Origin of the sequence: Kiloniella sp. (assembly GCF_048259265.1) — a bacterium.
GTDB lineage: Bacteria > Pseudomonadota > Alphaproteobacteria > Kiloniellales > Kiloniellaceae > Kiloniella.
Window position 1 is genome coordinate 350409 of record NZ_JBLXHT010000003.1, and the last position, 17570, is coordinate 367978.

The 17570-nt window shown below is 45.0% G+C and carries 15 protein-coding genes and 1 riboswitch; of the genes, 6 read left to right on the forward strand and 9 right to left on the reverse strand.

Going from position 1 to position 17570, the window contains the following annotated elements; translation table 11 throughout:
* Positions 1-11: 11 nt before the first annotated feature.
* Together ACN0QW_RS07675 and ACN0QW_RS07680 are read right to left on the reverse strand one after the other, a co-directional pair.
* A complete protein-coding gene (locus ACN0QW_RS07675) occupies positions 12-1646 on the reverse strand; it encodes a PAS domain-containing sensor histidine kinase (RefSeq protein ID WP_417430245.1) in 1635 nt (544 codons plus the stop codon).
* A gap of 328 nt (positions 1647-1974) precedes the next feature.
* The gene (locus ACN0QW_RS07680; RefSeq protein WP_417430247.1) at positions 1975-3432 is read right to left on the reverse strand and encodes a catalase; all 1458 of its coding nucleotides are present in this window, start codon (positions 3430-3432) and stop codon (positions 1975-1977) included.
* A gap of 203 nt (positions 3433-3635) precedes the next feature.
* On the opposite strand from ACN0QW_RS07680, the gene ACN0QW_RS07685 reads away from it, so the two are divergent.
* On the forward strand, positions 3636-4598 hold the full coding sequence (locus tag ACN0QW_RS07685) for a hydrogen peroxide-inducible genes activator (protein WP_417430249.1): 963 nt from the start codon (positions 3636-3638) through the stop codon (positions 4596-4598).
* 60 nt (positions 4599-4658) lie between these two features.
* Positions 4659-6092 (forward strand): amidase, encoded by a 1434-nt coding sequence (locus ACN0QW_RS07690; protein ID WP_417430251.1) that lies wholly within the window; start codon positions 4659-4661, stop codon positions 6090-6092.
* Between the two features lie 65 nt (positions 6093-6157).
* Here ACN0QW_RS07690 and ACN0QW_RS07695 read toward each other — a convergent pair whose 3' ends face one another.
* The 6 genes from ACN0QW_RS07695 to ACN0QW_RS07720 all read right to left on the reverse strand — a co-directional run bounded on the left by ACN0QW_RS07695 (position 6158) and on the right by ACN0QW_RS07720 (position 12438).
* Positions 6158-7147, reverse strand: coding sequence for an ABC transporter ATP-binding protein (locus ACN0QW_RS07695; protein WP_417430253.1), 990 nt, complete (start codon positions 7145-7147; stop codon positions 6158-6160).
* Positions 7144-8121 carry an ABC transporter ATP-binding protein gene (locus ACN0QW_RS07700; protein ID WP_417430255.1) on the reverse strand — a complete coding sequence of 326 codons (978 nt, stop codon included), beginning with the start codon at positions 8119-8121 and terminating at the stop codon, positions 7144-7146. The genes ACN0QW_RS07695 and ACN0QW_RS07700 overlap by 4 nt, the downstream gene beginning before the upstream one ends.
* A 12-nt stretch (positions 8122-8133) precedes the next feature.
* On the reverse strand, positions 8134-9033 hold the full coding sequence (locus ACN0QW_RS07705; RefSeq protein WP_299373152.1) for an ABC transporter permease subunit: 900 nt from the start codon (positions 9031-9033) through the stop codon (positions 8134-8136).
* Positions 9033-9953, reverse strand: a complete 921-nt coding sequence (gene oppB / locus ACN0QW_RS07710; RefSeq protein ID WP_417430258.1) for an oligopeptide ABC transporter permease OppB — start codon at positions 9951-9953, stop codon at positions 9033-9035. Before oppB ends, ACN0QW_RS07705 begins: the two co-directional genes overlap by 1 nt.
* 79 nt (positions 9954-10032) lie before the next feature.
* Positions 10033-11667, reverse strand: coding sequence for a peptide ABC transporter substrate-binding protein (locus ACN0QW_RS07715; RefSeq protein ID WP_417430260.1), 1635 nt, complete (start codon positions 11665-11667; stop codon positions 10033-10035).
* 423 nt (positions 11668-12090) lie between these two features.
* The gene (locus ACN0QW_RS07720; RefSeq protein ID WP_299373143.1) at positions 12091-12438 is read right to left on the reverse strand and encodes a RidA family protein; all 348 of its coding nucleotides are present in this window, start codon (positions 12436-12438) and stop codon (positions 12091-12093) included.
* Positions 12439-12593: 155 nt separating this feature from the next.
* A riboswitch (TPP riboswitch) is annotated at positions 12594-12707 on the forward strand.
* A 76-nt stretch (positions 12708-12783) separates the two neighbouring features.
* Here ACN0QW_RS07720 and thiD point away from each other — a divergent pair.
* The 4 genes from thiD to ACN0QW_RS07740 are packed head-to-tail and all read left to right on the forward strand — an operon-like array spanning position 12784 to position 16118.
* A complete protein-coding gene (gene thiD, locus ACN0QW_RS07725; RefSeq protein WP_417430263.1) occupies positions 12784-13590 on the forward strand; it encodes a bifunctional hydroxymethylpyrimidine kinase/phosphomethylpyrimidine kinase in 807 nt (268 codons plus the stop codon).
* A gap of 39 nt (positions 13591-13629) precedes the next feature.
* Positions 13630-14391, forward strand: a complete 762-nt coding sequence (locus ACN0QW_RS07730) for an ABC transporter ATP-binding protein (RefSeq protein WP_417430265.1) — start codon at positions 13630-13632, stop codon at positions 14389-14391.
* The gene (locus ACN0QW_RS07735) at positions 14388-15146 is read left to right on the forward strand and encodes an ABC transporter permease (protein ID WP_417430267.1); all 759 of its coding nucleotides are present in this window, start codon (positions 14388-14390) and stop codon (positions 15144-15146) included. The genes ACN0QW_RS07730 and ACN0QW_RS07735 overlap by 4 nt, the downstream gene beginning before the upstream one ends.
* A 24-nt stretch (positions 15147-15170) precedes the next feature.
* On the forward strand, positions 15171-16118 hold the full coding sequence (locus ACN0QW_RS07740) for an ABC transporter substrate-binding protein (RefSeq protein WP_417430269.1): 948 nt from the start codon (positions 15171-15173) through the stop codon (positions 16116-16118).
* Positions 16119-16181: 63 nt separating this feature from the next.
* On the opposite strand, the gene ACN0QW_RS07745 is transcribed toward ACN0QW_RS07740, so the two are convergent.
* Complete coding sequence (locus ACN0QW_RS07745; protein ID WP_417430271.1) at positions 16182-17492, reverse strand: MFS transporter; 1311 nt, start codon at positions 17490-17492, stop codon at positions 16182-16184.
* Positions 17493-17570 lie beyond the last annotated feature (78 nt).

Below are 17570 nucleotides of genomic sequence, written 5' to 3' on the forward strand. Positions count from 1 at the left end.
GTGGTGGGTACTCAGCCTTTTTCTTTTACATAATTAGAAAAGGACTTAGCCGATAGCTTTCGTACAGACGTTTTTGCCTGCACCCCTGTAAGAGCCGTTTCTTTTGTTACCACGCGATCTACCGGGAACCGAAGAACAACTGAAGTTCCGTGACCAACTTCACTTTCAATAGATAAATTCCCACCATGTAAGTTCATAAGAGACCCGGCCAAAGATAGCCCCAACCCAGTGCCTTCTATGGTTTTTGAATAGCTCGACTCACACTGTTCAAATGGTTTAATAACACGTTCGAGATCATCCTTAGGAATACCAATTCCTGTATCAGAAATAACAATAGAAAGACCATTCTCTCCATCAGGATACCGAATTTCGGCTTTAATAGATCCACCATCAGGTGTGAACTTCACGGCATTCGTCGCCAAATTAATCAGAACCTGCTTAACCAAACGCTCATCTGCAAACAGATAGGGCAAATCATCGTGTAGATTTGCATCAAGAGAGATATTCTTTATCTTTGCCTGACGCTTAACAAAACGATAAGCCGACAAGATCGACTGACGCACACACACGACAGTTTCATTTAACTGGATCTCACCGGCTTCAACACGGGACAGGTCGAGGATGTCGTTTACGATCGTTAAAAGATGCCTTCCGCTATCCAGTATATCCCCGATATATTCACGGTACTTTGGATGTGCAATCGGTCCCAAGTGTTCCTCGGTAATGAATTCAGAAAAACCGATAATAGCATTTAAAGGTGTTCGAAGTTCATGGCTCATATTTGCAAGGAATGAAGACTTCATCTGACTGGCGATTTCAGCCATATCTTTTGCTTCGCGGAGCTTATTTTGAACTTTGATCCGTTCAGATACGTCCCTGACAACCGCAGCAAAGGTTTGTTGTTCTCCCTCACCAATCTTTATGATCGTTGCTTCTGCAGGGAATATCTCGCCGTTTTGACGCAGCCCGGAAATAGCACCGCGGGTTCCCATGCCGCGTGTATCAATCGCCCCGGCATCAAAATCCGTCATATAGCCGCTATGCTCACCACGATGTTCTTCGGGAATCAATGTATCCAGGTGTTTTCCTATAATTTCTTCAGCGCTATACCCAAAAGTATCTTCCGCACCTCGATTAAAAAGCGTCAGAAGACCATCTTTATCTGTCGCAATAATTGCATCGCCAACCCCAGCAACAATACTGCTCATCAATTGTTGTGAAGAGGCAAGTTCACGGCTAATAGAAACTCGAGTACTAATATCACGCACCAAAAAAGTAAGCTGCCGTTGTTTAGAATTTTCCGTCACAAAAGATCGAAGCTGTACATCTATTTTCACACCGTCTTTAGATTTGATAAGACCGGGTAGTATAAATTCACCCTCAGGTAAGTTGTCATTGTCGCAAATTTTGAGAAGCTTGCTCTGGTTCCCTTGACTAACGGTAAAGACGTCAAAAATCGACTGCGAAAAAAGATCTTCTATCGCATATCCAAAATTTTTCCTGACCGCAGGATTAGTGTATTGAATTTGCCCTTTGTTATCAGTAACAAGAACAGCTTCAAAACTATTTTCGAGTAAGATATTGCTTGCATTACTTCGTGCTTCCGAAGTAAGAGCATGTTCATTACGATAATGCTCGCTGGTCATATACACAGCCCATTTCAACTTGAATTACCGGGCTCACACAGTCCTCAAACCAGTACAAAAGCGCCGTCTCTTCCATGAGAAAGCAAATCGAACATAAAAGATCAATTTAATTCTGATCATTAACCATAATATTTTCGTAATACTCCCCAAAAAAAGAATTTTTACCTAAAAGCCAACAACAATAGAATGAAACAACACTCCCTCTATACACGTATTAATTACTTACAATTTCATCAGTTTTCAGCTTTAAGAACTTAACCTCACCACCAGATACAAAAAGGGAAGGCCCGGCGCGACCTTCCCTTTCATACTACCTTTGAATAATTTCTTATTCAGCGGCAGCGATCTCTTCAATATTTAGCCCCAGCGCTTTGGCGACTCCAGCACCATAAGCAGGGTCCGCTTTGTAACAGTTGCGAATATGACGGTGCTGAATGTCCAACCGTGCGCCGCCAACAGCCCTTGCCGTGTTCTCAAACAACACTTGCTGATTCTCAGCTGTCATGAGCTGAAACAAAGCACGAGGCTGAGAATAATAATCGTCATCTTCTCGATGGTTCCAATGATCCGCAGCGCCTTCGATTGACAATGGTGGTTCAGCAAAATCAGGCTGCTCATTCCATTCATCTTTTGTATTAGGCTCATACCCGATGCGGCTACCGCCATTACCATCAACGCGCATCGCACCATCACGATGGTATGAGTGGAAAGGGCAACGCGGAGCGTTAACCGGAATTTGACTGTGATTTACACCCAGACGATAACGCTGTGTATCACCGTATGAGAACAAGCGCCCTTGAAGCATTTTATCTGGCGAGAAGCTAATACCAGGCACAACATTCCCCGGATTAAAAGCAGATTGCTCAACTTCCGCAAAATAGTTTTCAGGATTACGGTTAAGCTCAAATTCACCGACTTCAATCAACGGGTAATCTGCCTTTGGCCATACCTTGGTCAGATCAAATGGATTAACATGATAAGATCCGGCTTCTTTTTCAGGCATTACCTGAACAAAAAGTGTCCACTTGGGGAAATCACCATTTTCAATTGCATCAAATAAATCTTTCTGGTGACTTTCCCGGTCTTCCCCAACCAACTCGGCTGATTCTTGATCCGTTAGATTTTTAATACCTTGCTGGGTCTTAAAGTGGAATTTCACCCAATAACGCTCATTATCCGCGCTGATAAAGCTAAAGGTGTGGCTACCAAAGCCATGCATATGACGGTAAGTTGCTGGGATACCCCGATCACTCATGACAATTGTCACCTGATGCAGAGCTTCTGGTAAGCTTGTCCAGAAATCCCAGTTATTATCGGCACTGCGCATGTTAGTTTTTGGATCACGTTTTACGGCGTGATTAAGATCCGGGAACTTCATAGGGTCCCGAAGAAAAAATACAGGAGTGTTATTTCCGACAAGGTCCCAGTTTCCTTCTTCTGTATAAAACTTCATTGCAAAACCGCGAATATCACGTTCCGCATCTGCCGCACCACGTTCACCCGCTACTGTGGAAAACCGGAGGAACATTTCCGTCTTTTTACCGATTTCAGAAAAAATTTTCGCCTTAGTATATTTAGTGATGTCATGCGTAACTGTGAATGTACCGTAAGCAGCAGATCCTTTGGCATGCATACGTCTTTCAGGAATGACTTCTCTGTCAAAATGAGCCATCTTTTCCAAGAACCAAACATCTTGTAATAGTGCAGGGCCACGCGGACCAGCTGTTTGAATGTTTTGGTTATCGACAACGGGAGCACCGAATGCTGTTGTTAGTTTATTTTTCATTCTGCTTACCTTCTCTCCTTATCCAGCCATAATATAAAAGCTGAGAATTGATCAAAATCACTTCATCCGGCCTGTTGCGAAGTTTGAAATTGTTTTTGCTTATGTCGTTTGAATTGCGCCGGCCGATAAAGAAACAATACCCCCTTGATTTAAATCGATCCAACGAGTTATTCTGATCACAATAATTGGAAAAATCGATTAATATGCATATACCCACGCTAAAACAGCTAAAATACCTCGTCGAACTGGAGCGTCACAGCCATTTTGGACGGGCCGCTGATGCTTGTTTTGTGACTCAATCAACCCTGAGTGCTGGCATACAAGAACTTGAGAATTTGCTTGGATGTAAACTTGTTGAACGAACCAAACGCAGAGTCCTCTTCACCGAATTGGGTAATGAAATTGTTCAAAGGTCCCTAGAGTTATTAAGGGGAGCAGAAGACATTGCGACAATGGCACGGCACAGTGCCGAAACACTAAGCGGGGATCTCAAGCTTGGTGCTATTCCCACAATAGCCCCTTACCTTCTGCCGCAAACCCTTCCGCGCTTAAGAAGAGAATATCGAGACCTCAAGCTCTATCTGGTAGAGGATGAAACATCCCGGCTTATTGATCGCTTACGGGCAGGAACCATTGATGCAGCCTTAATGGCTTTCCCTTATAATGAAGCAAGTCTTGAATGGGTTGAACTTGCCGAAGATCCCTTCCTTCTTGCCCACCCCATTGATCATCCAATTGCCACGATGGACGCTGCACAACGCAATCATTTATTACAAAGCCAAGCCTTACAAAGCCAGCTTATCCTTCTGGAAGAAGGCCATTGCTTACGTGACCATGCTTTGGCTGTTTGTCACATGACAAAGCTAAAGCCCGGACAGACACTACAGGCATCCAGCCTTCTGACACTGGTACATATGGTTGCTAACGGTCTGGGCGTCACTCTTTTACCTGCGCTTTCCTGCCAATCATCACTTCTCTCGGGCACCAACGTTGCCTTAACCCCACTTGACGGAAATACAGGTCACAGAAAGCTTGGTTTGGCATGGCGGAAAAGCTCGGTCAGAAAAAAGGATCTCAAACTCCTTGCCGATCAGCTTTCACAGACCGCACAAAAGCAAATCAATTCATTTCTGACGAAAATGCTATCGACCAACGAAACCGGATAGGTATAAGCTAGCATTATCTTTATTAATCCTCTCTTTCATCACGTATCACCGAGCCCCCAAATGTCCGCACAAAACACAAACGAAATCATCAATGCCACGGCCTGTGAGGTCAGAGATCGTCTTCTAAAAAAAGATATCAAACCAACAGAACTGCTGGATGCTCTTGAAGACAGAATTCAGCAGGTGGATGGCTCGGTTAATGCCCTGCCAACCCTTTGTTTTGACCGCGCCTACGACTTTGCAAAAAAACTTGAAGCTAAACCCATTGAAAACCGTGGATTGTTGGCAGGTATTCCCGTGCCGATTAAAGACTTAACCGCCGTAAACGGCGTGCGAACAACCTCTGGCAGTCCAATTTTTGCAGATCGTATTCCTGATTGGTCCGATGTTTTGGTTGAAACAATGGAAACAAACGGTGCCATTGTTTACGCCAAATCAAACACACCAGAATTTGGCGCCGGCGCACATACATTCAACCCCGTACTTGGCACAACAAGAAATCCATGGGATCTATCCAAATCAGCCGCGGGCTCTTCTGGCGGTGCCGCTGCTGCTCTCACCACAGGCTGTGCCTGGCTGGCTCATGGATCCGATATGGGCGGATCGCTCCGTAATCCAGCAAGTTTTTGTGGTGTCGTCGGCTTGCGCCCTTCTATGCATCGCTTATCCGATGGACCGGGAACATCGCCGTTCCAAACTCTATCCATGCAGGGTCCCATGGCACGGAATGTAGCCGACACCGCTTTGTTATTAGATGCTATGGCGGGCTTCAAGAACATGAACCCACTGGCCCAACCAAGCCCAGCAACAAGCTTTCTATCAACTGCCAACAAAAAAATTAAACCAATCAAAGTCGCGTACAGCCCTGACCTCGGTGTCAGTCCGGTAGACCCAGAAATCGCAGAAATATGTAAAAGCGCAGCACTACAATTCGAAGCCGCAGGTGTAATTGTAGAAGAAATAACACCCGATCTTTTGGATGCTCCTGAAGTATTTAAACGTTTGCGCGGTTTAGATTTTGTTGTTGGGCTGGGTCCTCTTTTAGATCAGCATCGTGATAAGCTAAAAGAGGATATTATTTGGAATATTGAATACGGGCGCTCTTTGAGTGCAGAAGACATTGCATGGGCAGAGCGGAAAAGAGGCGAAATCTACTATTCCATGCAACAGTTTTTTACCGAGTACGATCTGCTGATTTGCCCCACAACCATTGTGCCACCTTTTCCTGTCGAACAAAGATACGTGACTGAATGCGCTGGCCAGAAGTTGGAAACTTACATTGATTGGCTAGCAATCGTCTCGACGATAACCCTTACGGCATCCCCCGCAATTTCAATCCCCTGTGGATTCACCCAAACAGGATTACCTGTCGGATTACAACTTGTTGGTAAACCTCAAGGTGACGGACCTTTGCTTTCGGCAGCGAATTTACTAGAAGAAATACTCCCTAAAATGCAAACGCCTATAGACCCAAGATCTAAGGTCGGATCGTAGAGCAATATTACAAAAAAGCCCCGCAAATGCGGGGCTTTCTCGATTAGTTCTTCAGATATTACGTCCTATTCTTCAATAAAATGACACGCTGCCTCTCTATCTCCTGCATAGGATTTCAAAGCGGGAACCTCTGCTGCGCAAATGTCCTTGGCAAACGGACAGCGTGTTCTAAAAACACAACCTGATGGCGGATTTAAAGGACTAGGCAAATCCCCCTTCAAAGCGACATGCTCTTTATTGCGCTCAATCTCTGGATCAGGGATTGGCACCGCAGAAATCAAAGCTTTGGTGTAGGGGTGAAGAGGCTTCGCATAAATCGCATCCCGATCCGCAACTTCCATCATCCGTCCAAGGTATAACACCATGATACGATGGCTGATGTGGCGGACAATACTCAAGTTATGCGAAATAAAGATCAGACTAAGTCCGAATTCTTTTTGCAGTCCCATGAGCAAGTTAACGATCTGCGCTTGAATGGAAACATCCAGCGCACTTACCGCTTCATCACAAACGATAAGCTTTGGCTCCAAAATCATCGCCCGCGCAATACCAATCCGTTGGCACTGCCCACCAGAAAATTCATGGGGATAACGGTTAACCTGATCAGGAAGAAGGCCAACCTTGGCCATCATTGCTTTGACTTTTCCCTTTACTTCAGCCTTTGAAAGCTTGGGGTGATGGGTAATCAAAGGCTCGCTAATAATCTGCCCAATTGTCATACGCGGATCAAGTGACGCCAAAGGATCTTGAAAAATCACCTGAAGATCAGAGCGCACATTCCGCAATTCTTCAGCCTTCATGCCACCCATTTCTTGACCAAACCAGGCAACTTGCCCGTCGGTTGGTTTTAGAAGGCGCAAAACAGCACGCCCAAGTGTCGATTTACCACAACCGGACTCCCCCACAACGCCCAGTGTTTCACCCGCTTTAACCTGGAAGGAAATACCATCGACAGCTTTGAGCAATCCTGGCTTTGTGAACAACTTACCGCTTGGGATCGAAAAATGAACCTTGAGATCCTTTACATCAAGAAGGACTTCCTGGGACATACTCATGCGACATCCTCCTCTCTATAACAGGCATTATGACTTCCGCTTGGTGTCTCAAACAGCGGCGGACGTTCACAAAGGCATCGATCCCGTACATGGATACAGCGCGGCGCAAATGCACAGCCTTGTGGTAAACGCTGCAGGTTTGGCGGCTGTCCGGGAATGGTTACCAGCTCATTGCTATGCGTTTTTTCATCAAGTCTTGGCGTAGAGGCCAAAAGCCCCTGACTATAGGGATGACGCGGTGCAGAGAAAACCTCGTGAACAGAAGAGCGTTCAACAATGCGCCCGGCATACATGACATTCAAGGTGTCACATAGTCCAGCAACAACGCCGAGATCATGGGTAATCATGACAATGGCCGTATTGAACTCACTCTTCAGTTTCCGCATTAGATCCAAGATTTGTGCCTGAATAGTCACATCCAATGCCGTCGTGGGTTCATCCGCAATCAACAAAGCTGGCTCACACAACAGTGCCATTGCAATCATCACACGTTGACGCATGCCACCAGAAAATTCATGCGGGTACATATCAAAGCGTTTTTCAGCCTCGGGAATTCCCACTTTGTCGAGCATGTTAAGTGCTTCTGACCTTGCAGCTTGCTCGCTCATACCTTTGTGGAGAACCAAAACTTCTGTGAGCTGTTTTGATACTTTAAGGTAAGGATTCAGAGATGTCATGGGATCCTGAAAAATCATGGACATTGATTGCCCACGGATCTTGTTCAACTCATCCGCACTTAGGCCAATCAACTCGCGTCCCAAAAGCTTGGCACTACCCGTTGTTTTACCGTTAGAGGCCAACAGCCCCATGATAGCGAGAAAGGTCTGACTCTTACCCGACCCTGACTCACCAACAACCCCTAATGCTTCACCCGCTTTAATCGTGAAATTCATGTTATTTACGGCATTCACAGGACCTTCTGGGGTAGAGAAGGTCACAGAGAGGTCTTTCACCTCAAGAATAATATCACTCATTTTCAGACCTCCCTAGCGATCGCGAGGATCTAACGCATCGCGCAGACCATCGCCAATAAAGTTAAAGCAAAAAAGGATGATTGCCAGTGCACTCGCCGGGAACAACAGTGTCCAAGGTGCAGATTCCATCTGTTGGGCACCTTCTGAAATTAACACGCCCAGACTTGTCATCGGCTCCTGTACTCCAAGACCAAGGAAAGAAAGGAAGCTTTCGATCAGAATAACCTGTGGGATTGTAAGTGTTACATAAACAATCACAGGCCCCAGCGCATTGGGAATAATGTGTCTGCGAATAATGTTAAAGTTACTCACGCCTGATGCACGGGCAGCTTCGACAAACTCTCTATTTTTAATAGAAAGCGCCTGACCGCGAACAATACGGGCCATGGTCAACCATTCAACCGCCCCCAATGCCGCAAAAATCAGGAAGATGTTTCGTCCGAAGATTACCATCAACAGAATCACAAAGAACATGAAAGGCATGGAATACATAATATCCACAAATCGCATCATAATGTGATCTGTACGTCCACCGACGTAACCGGAAATCGCGCCATAAGTAACACCAATGATCAATGACACACCTGTTGCTACCAAACCAACAAGCATAGATACACGAATACCGTACAATGTTCGGACAAAAAGATCTCGACCATTGGTATCTGTACCAAAGTAAAACCCAGCTTCCATATCCGGTGCAGCTTGAATGTAATCCCAATAGACTTCGTCAAAAGGATTAGGATGTATCCAAGGCCCAATAACCGCAATAAGAACGATGCTCAACAACACAACACAGCTGACCACAGAGGCCTTGTTTATCAGCAATCGCCTGAATGCATCCTGCCAAAGGCTACGGCCCTGAATTTCCTTTTCGTCGGAACCTGTACTTTTCATTTCCATATCAACTGCCATTATCCCATCCTCACTTTTGGATCGAGGAAGCCATAGATAATATCAACGATTAGATTGAAAGTGATAATCAACGATCCGTAAAAAATCACGACACCCATCACGAGGGTATAATCCCGGTTTAATGCTCCTTGAACAAAGTAACGTCCGATACCGGGAATACCGAAGATCTGTTCAATCACAACAGAGCCTGTGATCACAGCAGCTGAGGCTGGTCCTAAATAGGATACAACAGGTAACATCGCTGCCTTCAAGGCATGACGGCTAAGCATCAACCGTTCAGGCAAACCTTTAGCCCGCGCCGTACGGACAAAGTTAGATCGCAGAACTTCGATCATCGATCCACGTGTCAGCCGCGCGATATAGGCAATTTGCGGCAAAGCCAATGCGACAATCGGTAAAAAGGCTTGGGATACACTCTCGCCCCAGCCTCCAACGGGAAGCATGTTTAAATAGACCCCGAACACCAAAGTTAAGAGTGGTGCCATTACAAAGTTAGGAATGGTAATACCCGTCATCGCCGTTGCCATAACAGCATAATCGATAAGTGAATTTTGTTTAAGAGCAGCAACTGCACCAAGGGATACACCAATTGTAATCGCCAAAAAAATCGCCGTTAAGCCAAGCGTTAGCGACACTGGAAAACCAGCCGCGATAAGTTCGGTAACAGAAAAATCTCTATATTGGAAAGAAGGGCCAAAATCCCCCTGTATAGCACTTCCAAGATAATACAGGTACTGCTCCCACAAGGGATCATCCAAGTGATAAACAGCATTCAGATTTGCAGCGACTTCCGGAGGTATCGTGCGTTCCTTGTCAAATGGTCCGCCTGGGGCTGAACGGATAAGGAAGAACGCAAGTGTAACAATTATAAGTAGCGTCGGAATAGCCCCGGCCAGACGCTTTAAAATAAACGACAACATTTACTATGTCCTGACAAAAAAATCCGGCGCGCCACCAACGTGATGACGCGCCGAGACATTATTGGGAAACCGGAATTTCCTATTTCTCGATAGTGATGTATTGCGAACGGATATGATCCATCACATTACTCTGCCAGCCTTTAACATAAGGCTTAACCATACGCTTAGTCACATAGTGATAGATCGGTGCAACAGCATTCGCTTCCAAGAAGATTGCTTCAGCTTTCATCAACAACTCTTTACGTTTTGTTGCATCCTGCTCAAGTCCAGCTTGTTTAAGCAAACTATCGAACTCAGGATTATCAAAACCAGTATCGTTTAGACCAGAATCAGACAACCATAGCTCTAGGAAAGTGTTGGGATCGTTATAGTCACCAATCCAACCCGCACGGAAAGCTTGCGTCGCTTCTTTAAGCTTACGTGTTTCGAGGTAAACTTTCCATTCTTCGTTAACTAGGTTGACCTTAGCACCAAAAGTTTTCTTCCACATACTTGCAACCGCAATCGCGATCTTCTTGTGGTTATCACTGGTGTTATAACGAAGCTCAATCTCTATTGGATTATCTTTAGAATAGCCTGCTTCTTCATAAAGCTTTAAGGCTTCAGCGTTACGTGCAGCCTGGTCTTTCGCTTTAAAGTCAGAATAAACAGGATCATAGCCGGTAACACCAGGGACAACAAAAGCATAGGCAGGCACTTCACCAGCAGTCACAATGTTTGTCGTTAGAATGTCACGATCAATGGCCATCGAAAATGCTTTACGTAATTTCGGGTCATTGAACGGTGGCTTTGTCATGTTAAAGCCATAGTAATAAGTTCCAAGATAGTTAGAAACATGGAACTCATCAGCCATGTTTTCTTTGATCCACTTAATCTGATCATTTGGAACTTCGTAAGTCCAGTCCAGCTCGCCCGCACGATAACGCTTAAGGGCTGTTGTCTGGCTTTCAGTCGGATAGTAAACAACTTTATCTAACTTAACTGTGTCTTTATTCCAATATGTATCTGATTTCACAGAAACAATACGAGATTGCGGTGTCCATTCATCAAGTTTGAAGGCACCGTTTGACACCATATTGCCAGGACGTGTCCAAGCTTCACCGTGAGATTCAACAGTAGCTTTATGAACAGGGTAAGCAACTGAGTGCGTGATCATACCAAGGAAGTAAGGGGCAGGACCTTCCAGCTGAACTTCAAGCGTTTTGTCATCAGCAGCTTTTACACCAAGCTTATTGATATCCTTTTCTTCCCCACCTGCAATTGCTTGCGCATTTTGAAGAGGATACAGCAGAAACGAATATTCTGAACCTGTCGTAGGGTTCACAGCGCGTTGCCACGCAAAAACAAAATCATGCGCCGTTACGGGATCACCATTGCTCCATACGGCATCATCACGAATTTTAAAGGTAAACTGAGTTCCATCATCACTGATTGTCCAGCTTTCGGCCTGCCCTGGAATTATCGCACCATCGGTGTTTTCAGCTGTAAGACCTTCGAACAAGTCACGTAGAATATGCGAAGAAGGTACACCTTCCGAAATTTGCGGATCAAGCGATCCTGGCTCAGAACCATTACCTCTATGAAAAACCATTTCCTTAACTGGAGTTTCGATTTCCTTTTCAGCAACTTTTTCTTCTTCTTTTTTCATAAAAAAGAAGAAACCAGCTGCGATTGCAACTATAAGCAACAAAAGCACTAGTATTTTTTTGTTCATAATATCCTCATGTTTCGAACAAAAAGTTAGCCCTTCTCACTTCAAAGGGACTCTACCCACTACTTTAAATAATCAAAAAATTAATCAGTTTTTTTTAGCAAAGCAGAGTTTAACTTTTCACTCTTTCCCTGTTGTTACTGTTCGTTGTGCGTACCAGATAATTTTATATCCTTGCGTGCGACATACACAAAGTGACCTTCTTTTCGCTCAATGACAAGAGCTGGTCTTTACTTTAGATCAAGTCGGTAATAAACGTAGCAAAACAGCCATTTTATTTTATTAATTGATCAAAACTGGTGAGCATTTCAGTATTATACTTTATACAAAGAAGAGAATCCAGCCTAAGTCGCTTAGGTCACAAAAAAAGCCGCCCGATATCAACAATCGAGCAGCTTTCTAACCATCGTTTTCTTGAATTTTAACTTACTTTGCAGCAGTAATAATAATTTCTACGCTCAATTCTGCACGTGCAAGTTTAGCTTCACCGCAAGCACGAGCCGGGGCATAACCTTCTGGTACCCAAGCATTCCAAACTTCATTGAGTTCAGCGAAATATTTCATATCACTTAACCAGATCACAGCCTGTAGGATTTTGGTTTTGTCACTTCCGACAGACTCCAAACATGTATCAATTTTTTTCAAAATCTCTTTTGTCTGTTCAGTGACAGAATCACCCGCTGTACCCACTTGGCCAGAGAGGTAAACAGTATTACCATGTTCAACAATTTTACTGGATCGCGCCGTCGTGTCGTGACGAATAATTTCACTCATGAAGATAACTCCCTAATAAAAAACACACCCCTTTGGATGAGATGCTCTATATGCGTCAAAACATATCCCTAGGTCCAGATTTGAGTAAAATATAAACCAGAAAATCAAAAATAACTTTCTCTCTTGCCTATTTTTAAAAGCACCGCATAATTCAGTAAATCTCGTCGGGGTGCTCAATCAATCAACATTGATACAGCTGAGAGGCAAACGCCAACCCGCAGAACCTGATCCGGTTAATACCGGCGGAGGAAATTGAGATGCTAAGATTAGTTAAAGCACGACTAATCCTTCCCGATAAAGGAAACAGCATTAACAACTTCCTCTGGAAATAAAACGGAGGAAAGTATGTCTGCACCAATAGCCCTAACAATCGCCGGATCAGACAGTGGTGGTGGCGCAGGTATTCAAGCTGATATCAAAACAATGTCTGCTCTGGGTGTATATGCCGCATCGGTTATTACAGCTTTGACGGCACAAAATACCTGTAAAGTTCATTCGATTTTCCCTGTATCAACTGATTTCATACAAGATCAGCTATATACCGTTTTTGAAGACCTGAACGTCAGAGCTATCAAAATCGGTATGCTGGGCACGCCAGATATCATCAAATCTGTTGCAGGTGTTTTAAAAAATTACCCACAAATCCCCATCGTTCTTGACCCAGTTATGGTGGCAAAAAGCGGTGACAAACTTCTACAGGATGATGCTGTTGCAAGTCTGATAGAAAACCTGCTTCCCCTTGCCGAAATTATTACCCCCAATCTTCCGGAAGCAGCCGTCTTGACTGGTAAAAAAGAACCAGCTTCCATTGAAGAAATGAAGAGCATGCTCTCGACACTTCAGGCTATCACTCCTAAAGCTATTCTTCTAAAGGGGGGACACCTTGGCGGTAACAAAAGCGATGACTTGCTCTTTGACGGACAAAACGAAATCTGTCTGAGTTCACCGCGCATAAGTACCCAAAACAGTCATGGAACCGGATGCACTCTCTCTGCAGCTATTGCTTCTGGCATAGCAAAGGGACTTACACTTTTAGAAGCTGTCAATACGGCCAAAGAATACCTTACAGCAGCGCTTCGTCACGCCGATACCCTCGAAGTAGGTAAAGGACATGGCCCAGTTCATCACTTTCATAACAGTTGGAAAGTTTGACCATGAGGTTACTTACAACAAATTAGGCGAATTGCGTTAATGACATCCCAGACAGCAAGTAGCATCCATATTCAAAATTTTTACCTTTCCTATCAAGACAGGCAGATTTTCAAAAACTTTTCCCTTAGCATGAAAGGCGGAAAGTGGAATGTTCTATTGGGACGTAGTGGTGTTGGAAAATCATCCCTTCTCAAAGCAATCGCGGGCCTTCTTCCACCATCCACTTACCAAGGCACAATCAAAGCAGACGATGGTTCTCTTTTATCCGAACAAATAAGCTGGATGACGCAGGATGCCTTGCTACTTCCCTGGCTCAGCGTTTTACAAAATGTCCTGATCGGCAACAAGCTAAGACAAATTTCCGGGTCCGAAGCTATTTGTGAAATAAAAGCAAAATCGCTATTGGTAGATTTAGGGATGGGATCCTTTCTGGATATGAAACCAGACAGCTTGTCCGGCGGTATGCGTCAAAGGACAGCTTTGGCTAGAACACTATTGGACGATCGCCCAATTGTTCTATTGGATGAGCCCTTCTCGGCACTGGATGCCATAACACGCGCAGAAATGCACGACCTCACCTTTCGATATCTGACGAACAAAACCGTTGTCATGATCACCCACGATCCGCTTGAGGCCTTAAAACTCGCAGACATAGTTTACGTGTTGAAAGGGCCGACAATTTCCAGTGTAGAGACATTAACGCCTTCTACCTTCCCACCACGAAACATCAAGAACGAACTTGTGCTTGAAGAGCACGAAACTTTGATGAAACAGCTTTCTGATAACGAAGGTTTATCATGATAAAGTGCGCACGCCCGTTCATAATTATTACCGGACTTCTTCTGGCTTGGCAGTTGTTGATTTATACGACCGAAGTTCCGCCCTATATCCTCCCCGATCCCCTATCTGTTTTTCAAGCGCTGTTTGAGCGATTTGATACACTGATCAACCACGCAGGCATAACCCTGCTTGAAATTATTCTTGGTTTTCTTATTGGCAGCTTGCTGGGATGTTGTTCGGCCTTGGTCCTTGCCACAGTTAAATCGGCACGTGACTGGTTAACACCTTTGCTTGTCATCACTCAGTCTTTGCCTGTTTTTGCCCTCGCACCGATTTTGGTTTTGTGGCTAGGTTATGGCCTAGCGTCAAAAATAACTATGGCTGTCCTCATTATATACTTCCCGGTAACTGCGGCGTTCTATGACGGACTTAGGCGCACACCAAAAGACTGGCAAGCACTGGCTCAGGTCATGGGGGCAAAACCACTGGCTTTTCTGGTCCACGTTCGCATCCCTCTTGCCTTGCCCGCACTTTCATCAGGCTTGCGCGTCGCAATGGCCACAGCACCAATTGGGGCCATCGTCGGCGAGTGGGTTGGTTCATCAGAGGGTCTAGGCTACCTAATGCTTCATGCAAACGGACGTATGCAAATTGATCTGATGTTTGCCGCCCTCCTCATACTCTCCATCATGGCTGTTTCTCTCTATCTGACAACAGACCACCTCCTACACAAACTTCTTCGACACCTTTCACTTGATGACCATAAAACACGATAAATAACCTTACATAAGGACCTTATAATGTTACGAAAATTTATCTCTACGGCTCTTGCGTTGACCAGCTTGTTAAGCTTTTCATCACAAGCTGTTGCCAATGAAAAATTAACCGTCTTATTAGACTGGTTCGTGAACCCTGATCACGCCACACTTGTTGTTGCCAAAGAAAAGGGCTTCTTTAGTGAACAGGGGTTAGACGTAGATCTGATCGCCCCGGCAGATCCGAACGATCCGCCCAAACTGGTTGCAGCAGGAAAGGCCGCGCTTGCGGTTTCTTACCAACCTCAACTTCATTTACAAGTCGCCGAAGGGCTTCCGCTAACCCGTGTGGGAACACTGGTGGCGACGCCATTGAATTCGCTTGTTGTCCTTAAAGACAGCCCAATTAAATCCATTGTTGACTTGAAAGGTCGTAAAGTCGGTTATTCCGTTGGCGGCTTCGAAGATGTTATTCTAGATGCAATGCTGGAAAAACACGGTCTCGGCGTAAAAGATGTAGAACTGATCAATGTGAATTTCACACTCTCCCCCTCCCTTATTTCAGGTCAGGTTGACGCCGTCATCGGGGCTTTCCGTAACTTTGAATTGAACCAGATGGATATTGTTGGAAAGCCAGGTCGGGCATTCTACGTCGAAGAGGAAGGCGTACCTTCATATGACGAACTTATTCTGGTAGCAAACAATCAGAATGTCGACGACCCGCGCTTTCCCCGTTTTCTCAAAGCTTTAGAGCAAGCCACCACTTATCTTATAAATCACCCACAAGAAAGCTGGACCCTTTTCATCAAAGCCTATCCAGATCTTGACGACGAACTGAACCGAAGAGCCTGGAAGGATACTCTTCCGCGATTTGCTCTACGTCCAGCGGCTTTGGATGAAGGACGTTACAGCGATTTTGCAGATTTCTTGAAAGCAAAAGACCTGATTAAAGAAGTTGGAGATGTATCTAATTATGCAGTGACCATTAAATAGCATTACCCATTATATAAAAGATAAGGGCTACCCGACTAAAGGTGGCCCTTATTGATTCCCGTATTATTTAAAGGGACTTTGTTTTTCTTGAGCAAACAATACCAAAACAGATGCAACAACCAACCAGATGATCATCGGGATAAATCCGGCTTCAAAAGCAGGAACATCATAGATACGCTGCCCCGCTTCTGTTGCACCATTCCAGTTTAGATCTATCAAAATACCCGTCAGAGGTTGCAGAACCATTGGGCCAATCATAACACCTGTATTACACCAACCTAGCGATGTTCCTTGCAGTCGAGCAGGAACAGCTTCTTTGGCCCAGGACAGGCCAACAATCATAATACAACTTCCTGCGGCGGCAGAAAATAATGCCAAACCAAGAACAATCAGAGGAAGATCAGGTATCTGCGTAACAACAAACCAACCTAACGCAGCCACAAGTGCCAGCACAAAAAAAGGTATTTTTCGTTTCCCTGATGCATCGGACCAATGCCCCAGCAATACGCCGCTTCCGGCCCACACAAGCAATGTAACAGTGGTAATTAGTGCTGCTTCTGATGTGGAGAAACCATAAGCGACCTTGAGAAAAGGCACTCCCCAAAGCCCCCCAAAGGTAAGCATTGACCCTGCAGATGCTCCGCATGCCAACGTCAAAAGAAAAACCGTACGATAGGTAATGGCTTCTTTTAAATCAGCCCAAATGGACTGTTTTGGTTGAGTTTCATCGTGCTCATGACCATAGCTTTTATAGCCAAGATCCGTCGGATCATCCCGCAACCAAATGCCTGTAGCTAATGCCAGTACACCTGTAATCCCTGCAAAGCCAAGCATGACATAGCGCCAGCCAATCAACTCTATCATTTGCTGTAGTGGCGCCCCCGCAACAACAGCCCCCAGGTTGCCGGACAGAAGTCCAAGGCCAACCAGAAGTGCAAAGCGTTTTAGGTCAAACCAATGCAGAGCTATCTTCATCATGGTGACAAAAGCAACAGCCACTGAGCCACCGATCAACAAGCGACCAAAACTGATAATCCAGTAATTAGGCGCAAGTGCAAAAATCGCAGTTCCGATTGCCGCGACAATCGCCCCTGTTGTTAAAAGTTTTCGCGGGCCAAAACGATCCGCCATAACGCCAACAGGTACTTGCATAACCACATAACTATAATAATAAAAGCTCGCCAACGTCCCTAAGGTTGTTGCCGTCAATCCAAACTCAATCGTCAAAGGCTCTGCCATAACGCCAAAGGCAATACGGTGAAAGAACCCAATCAAGAAGAGCATGGCCCCCAATAACCACATCAACCAAGACAAGTTGGCTGGTGGCTTTTGCAATGACACAGGTTTATCGGGCATAACAGCAGACTGCGACAAATGAATTTTCCCTATGAAGAGATCATGTGAAGAAAGGATAGCTCAATAGCAAATTTTTCTGCAGCTATCCACAGACAG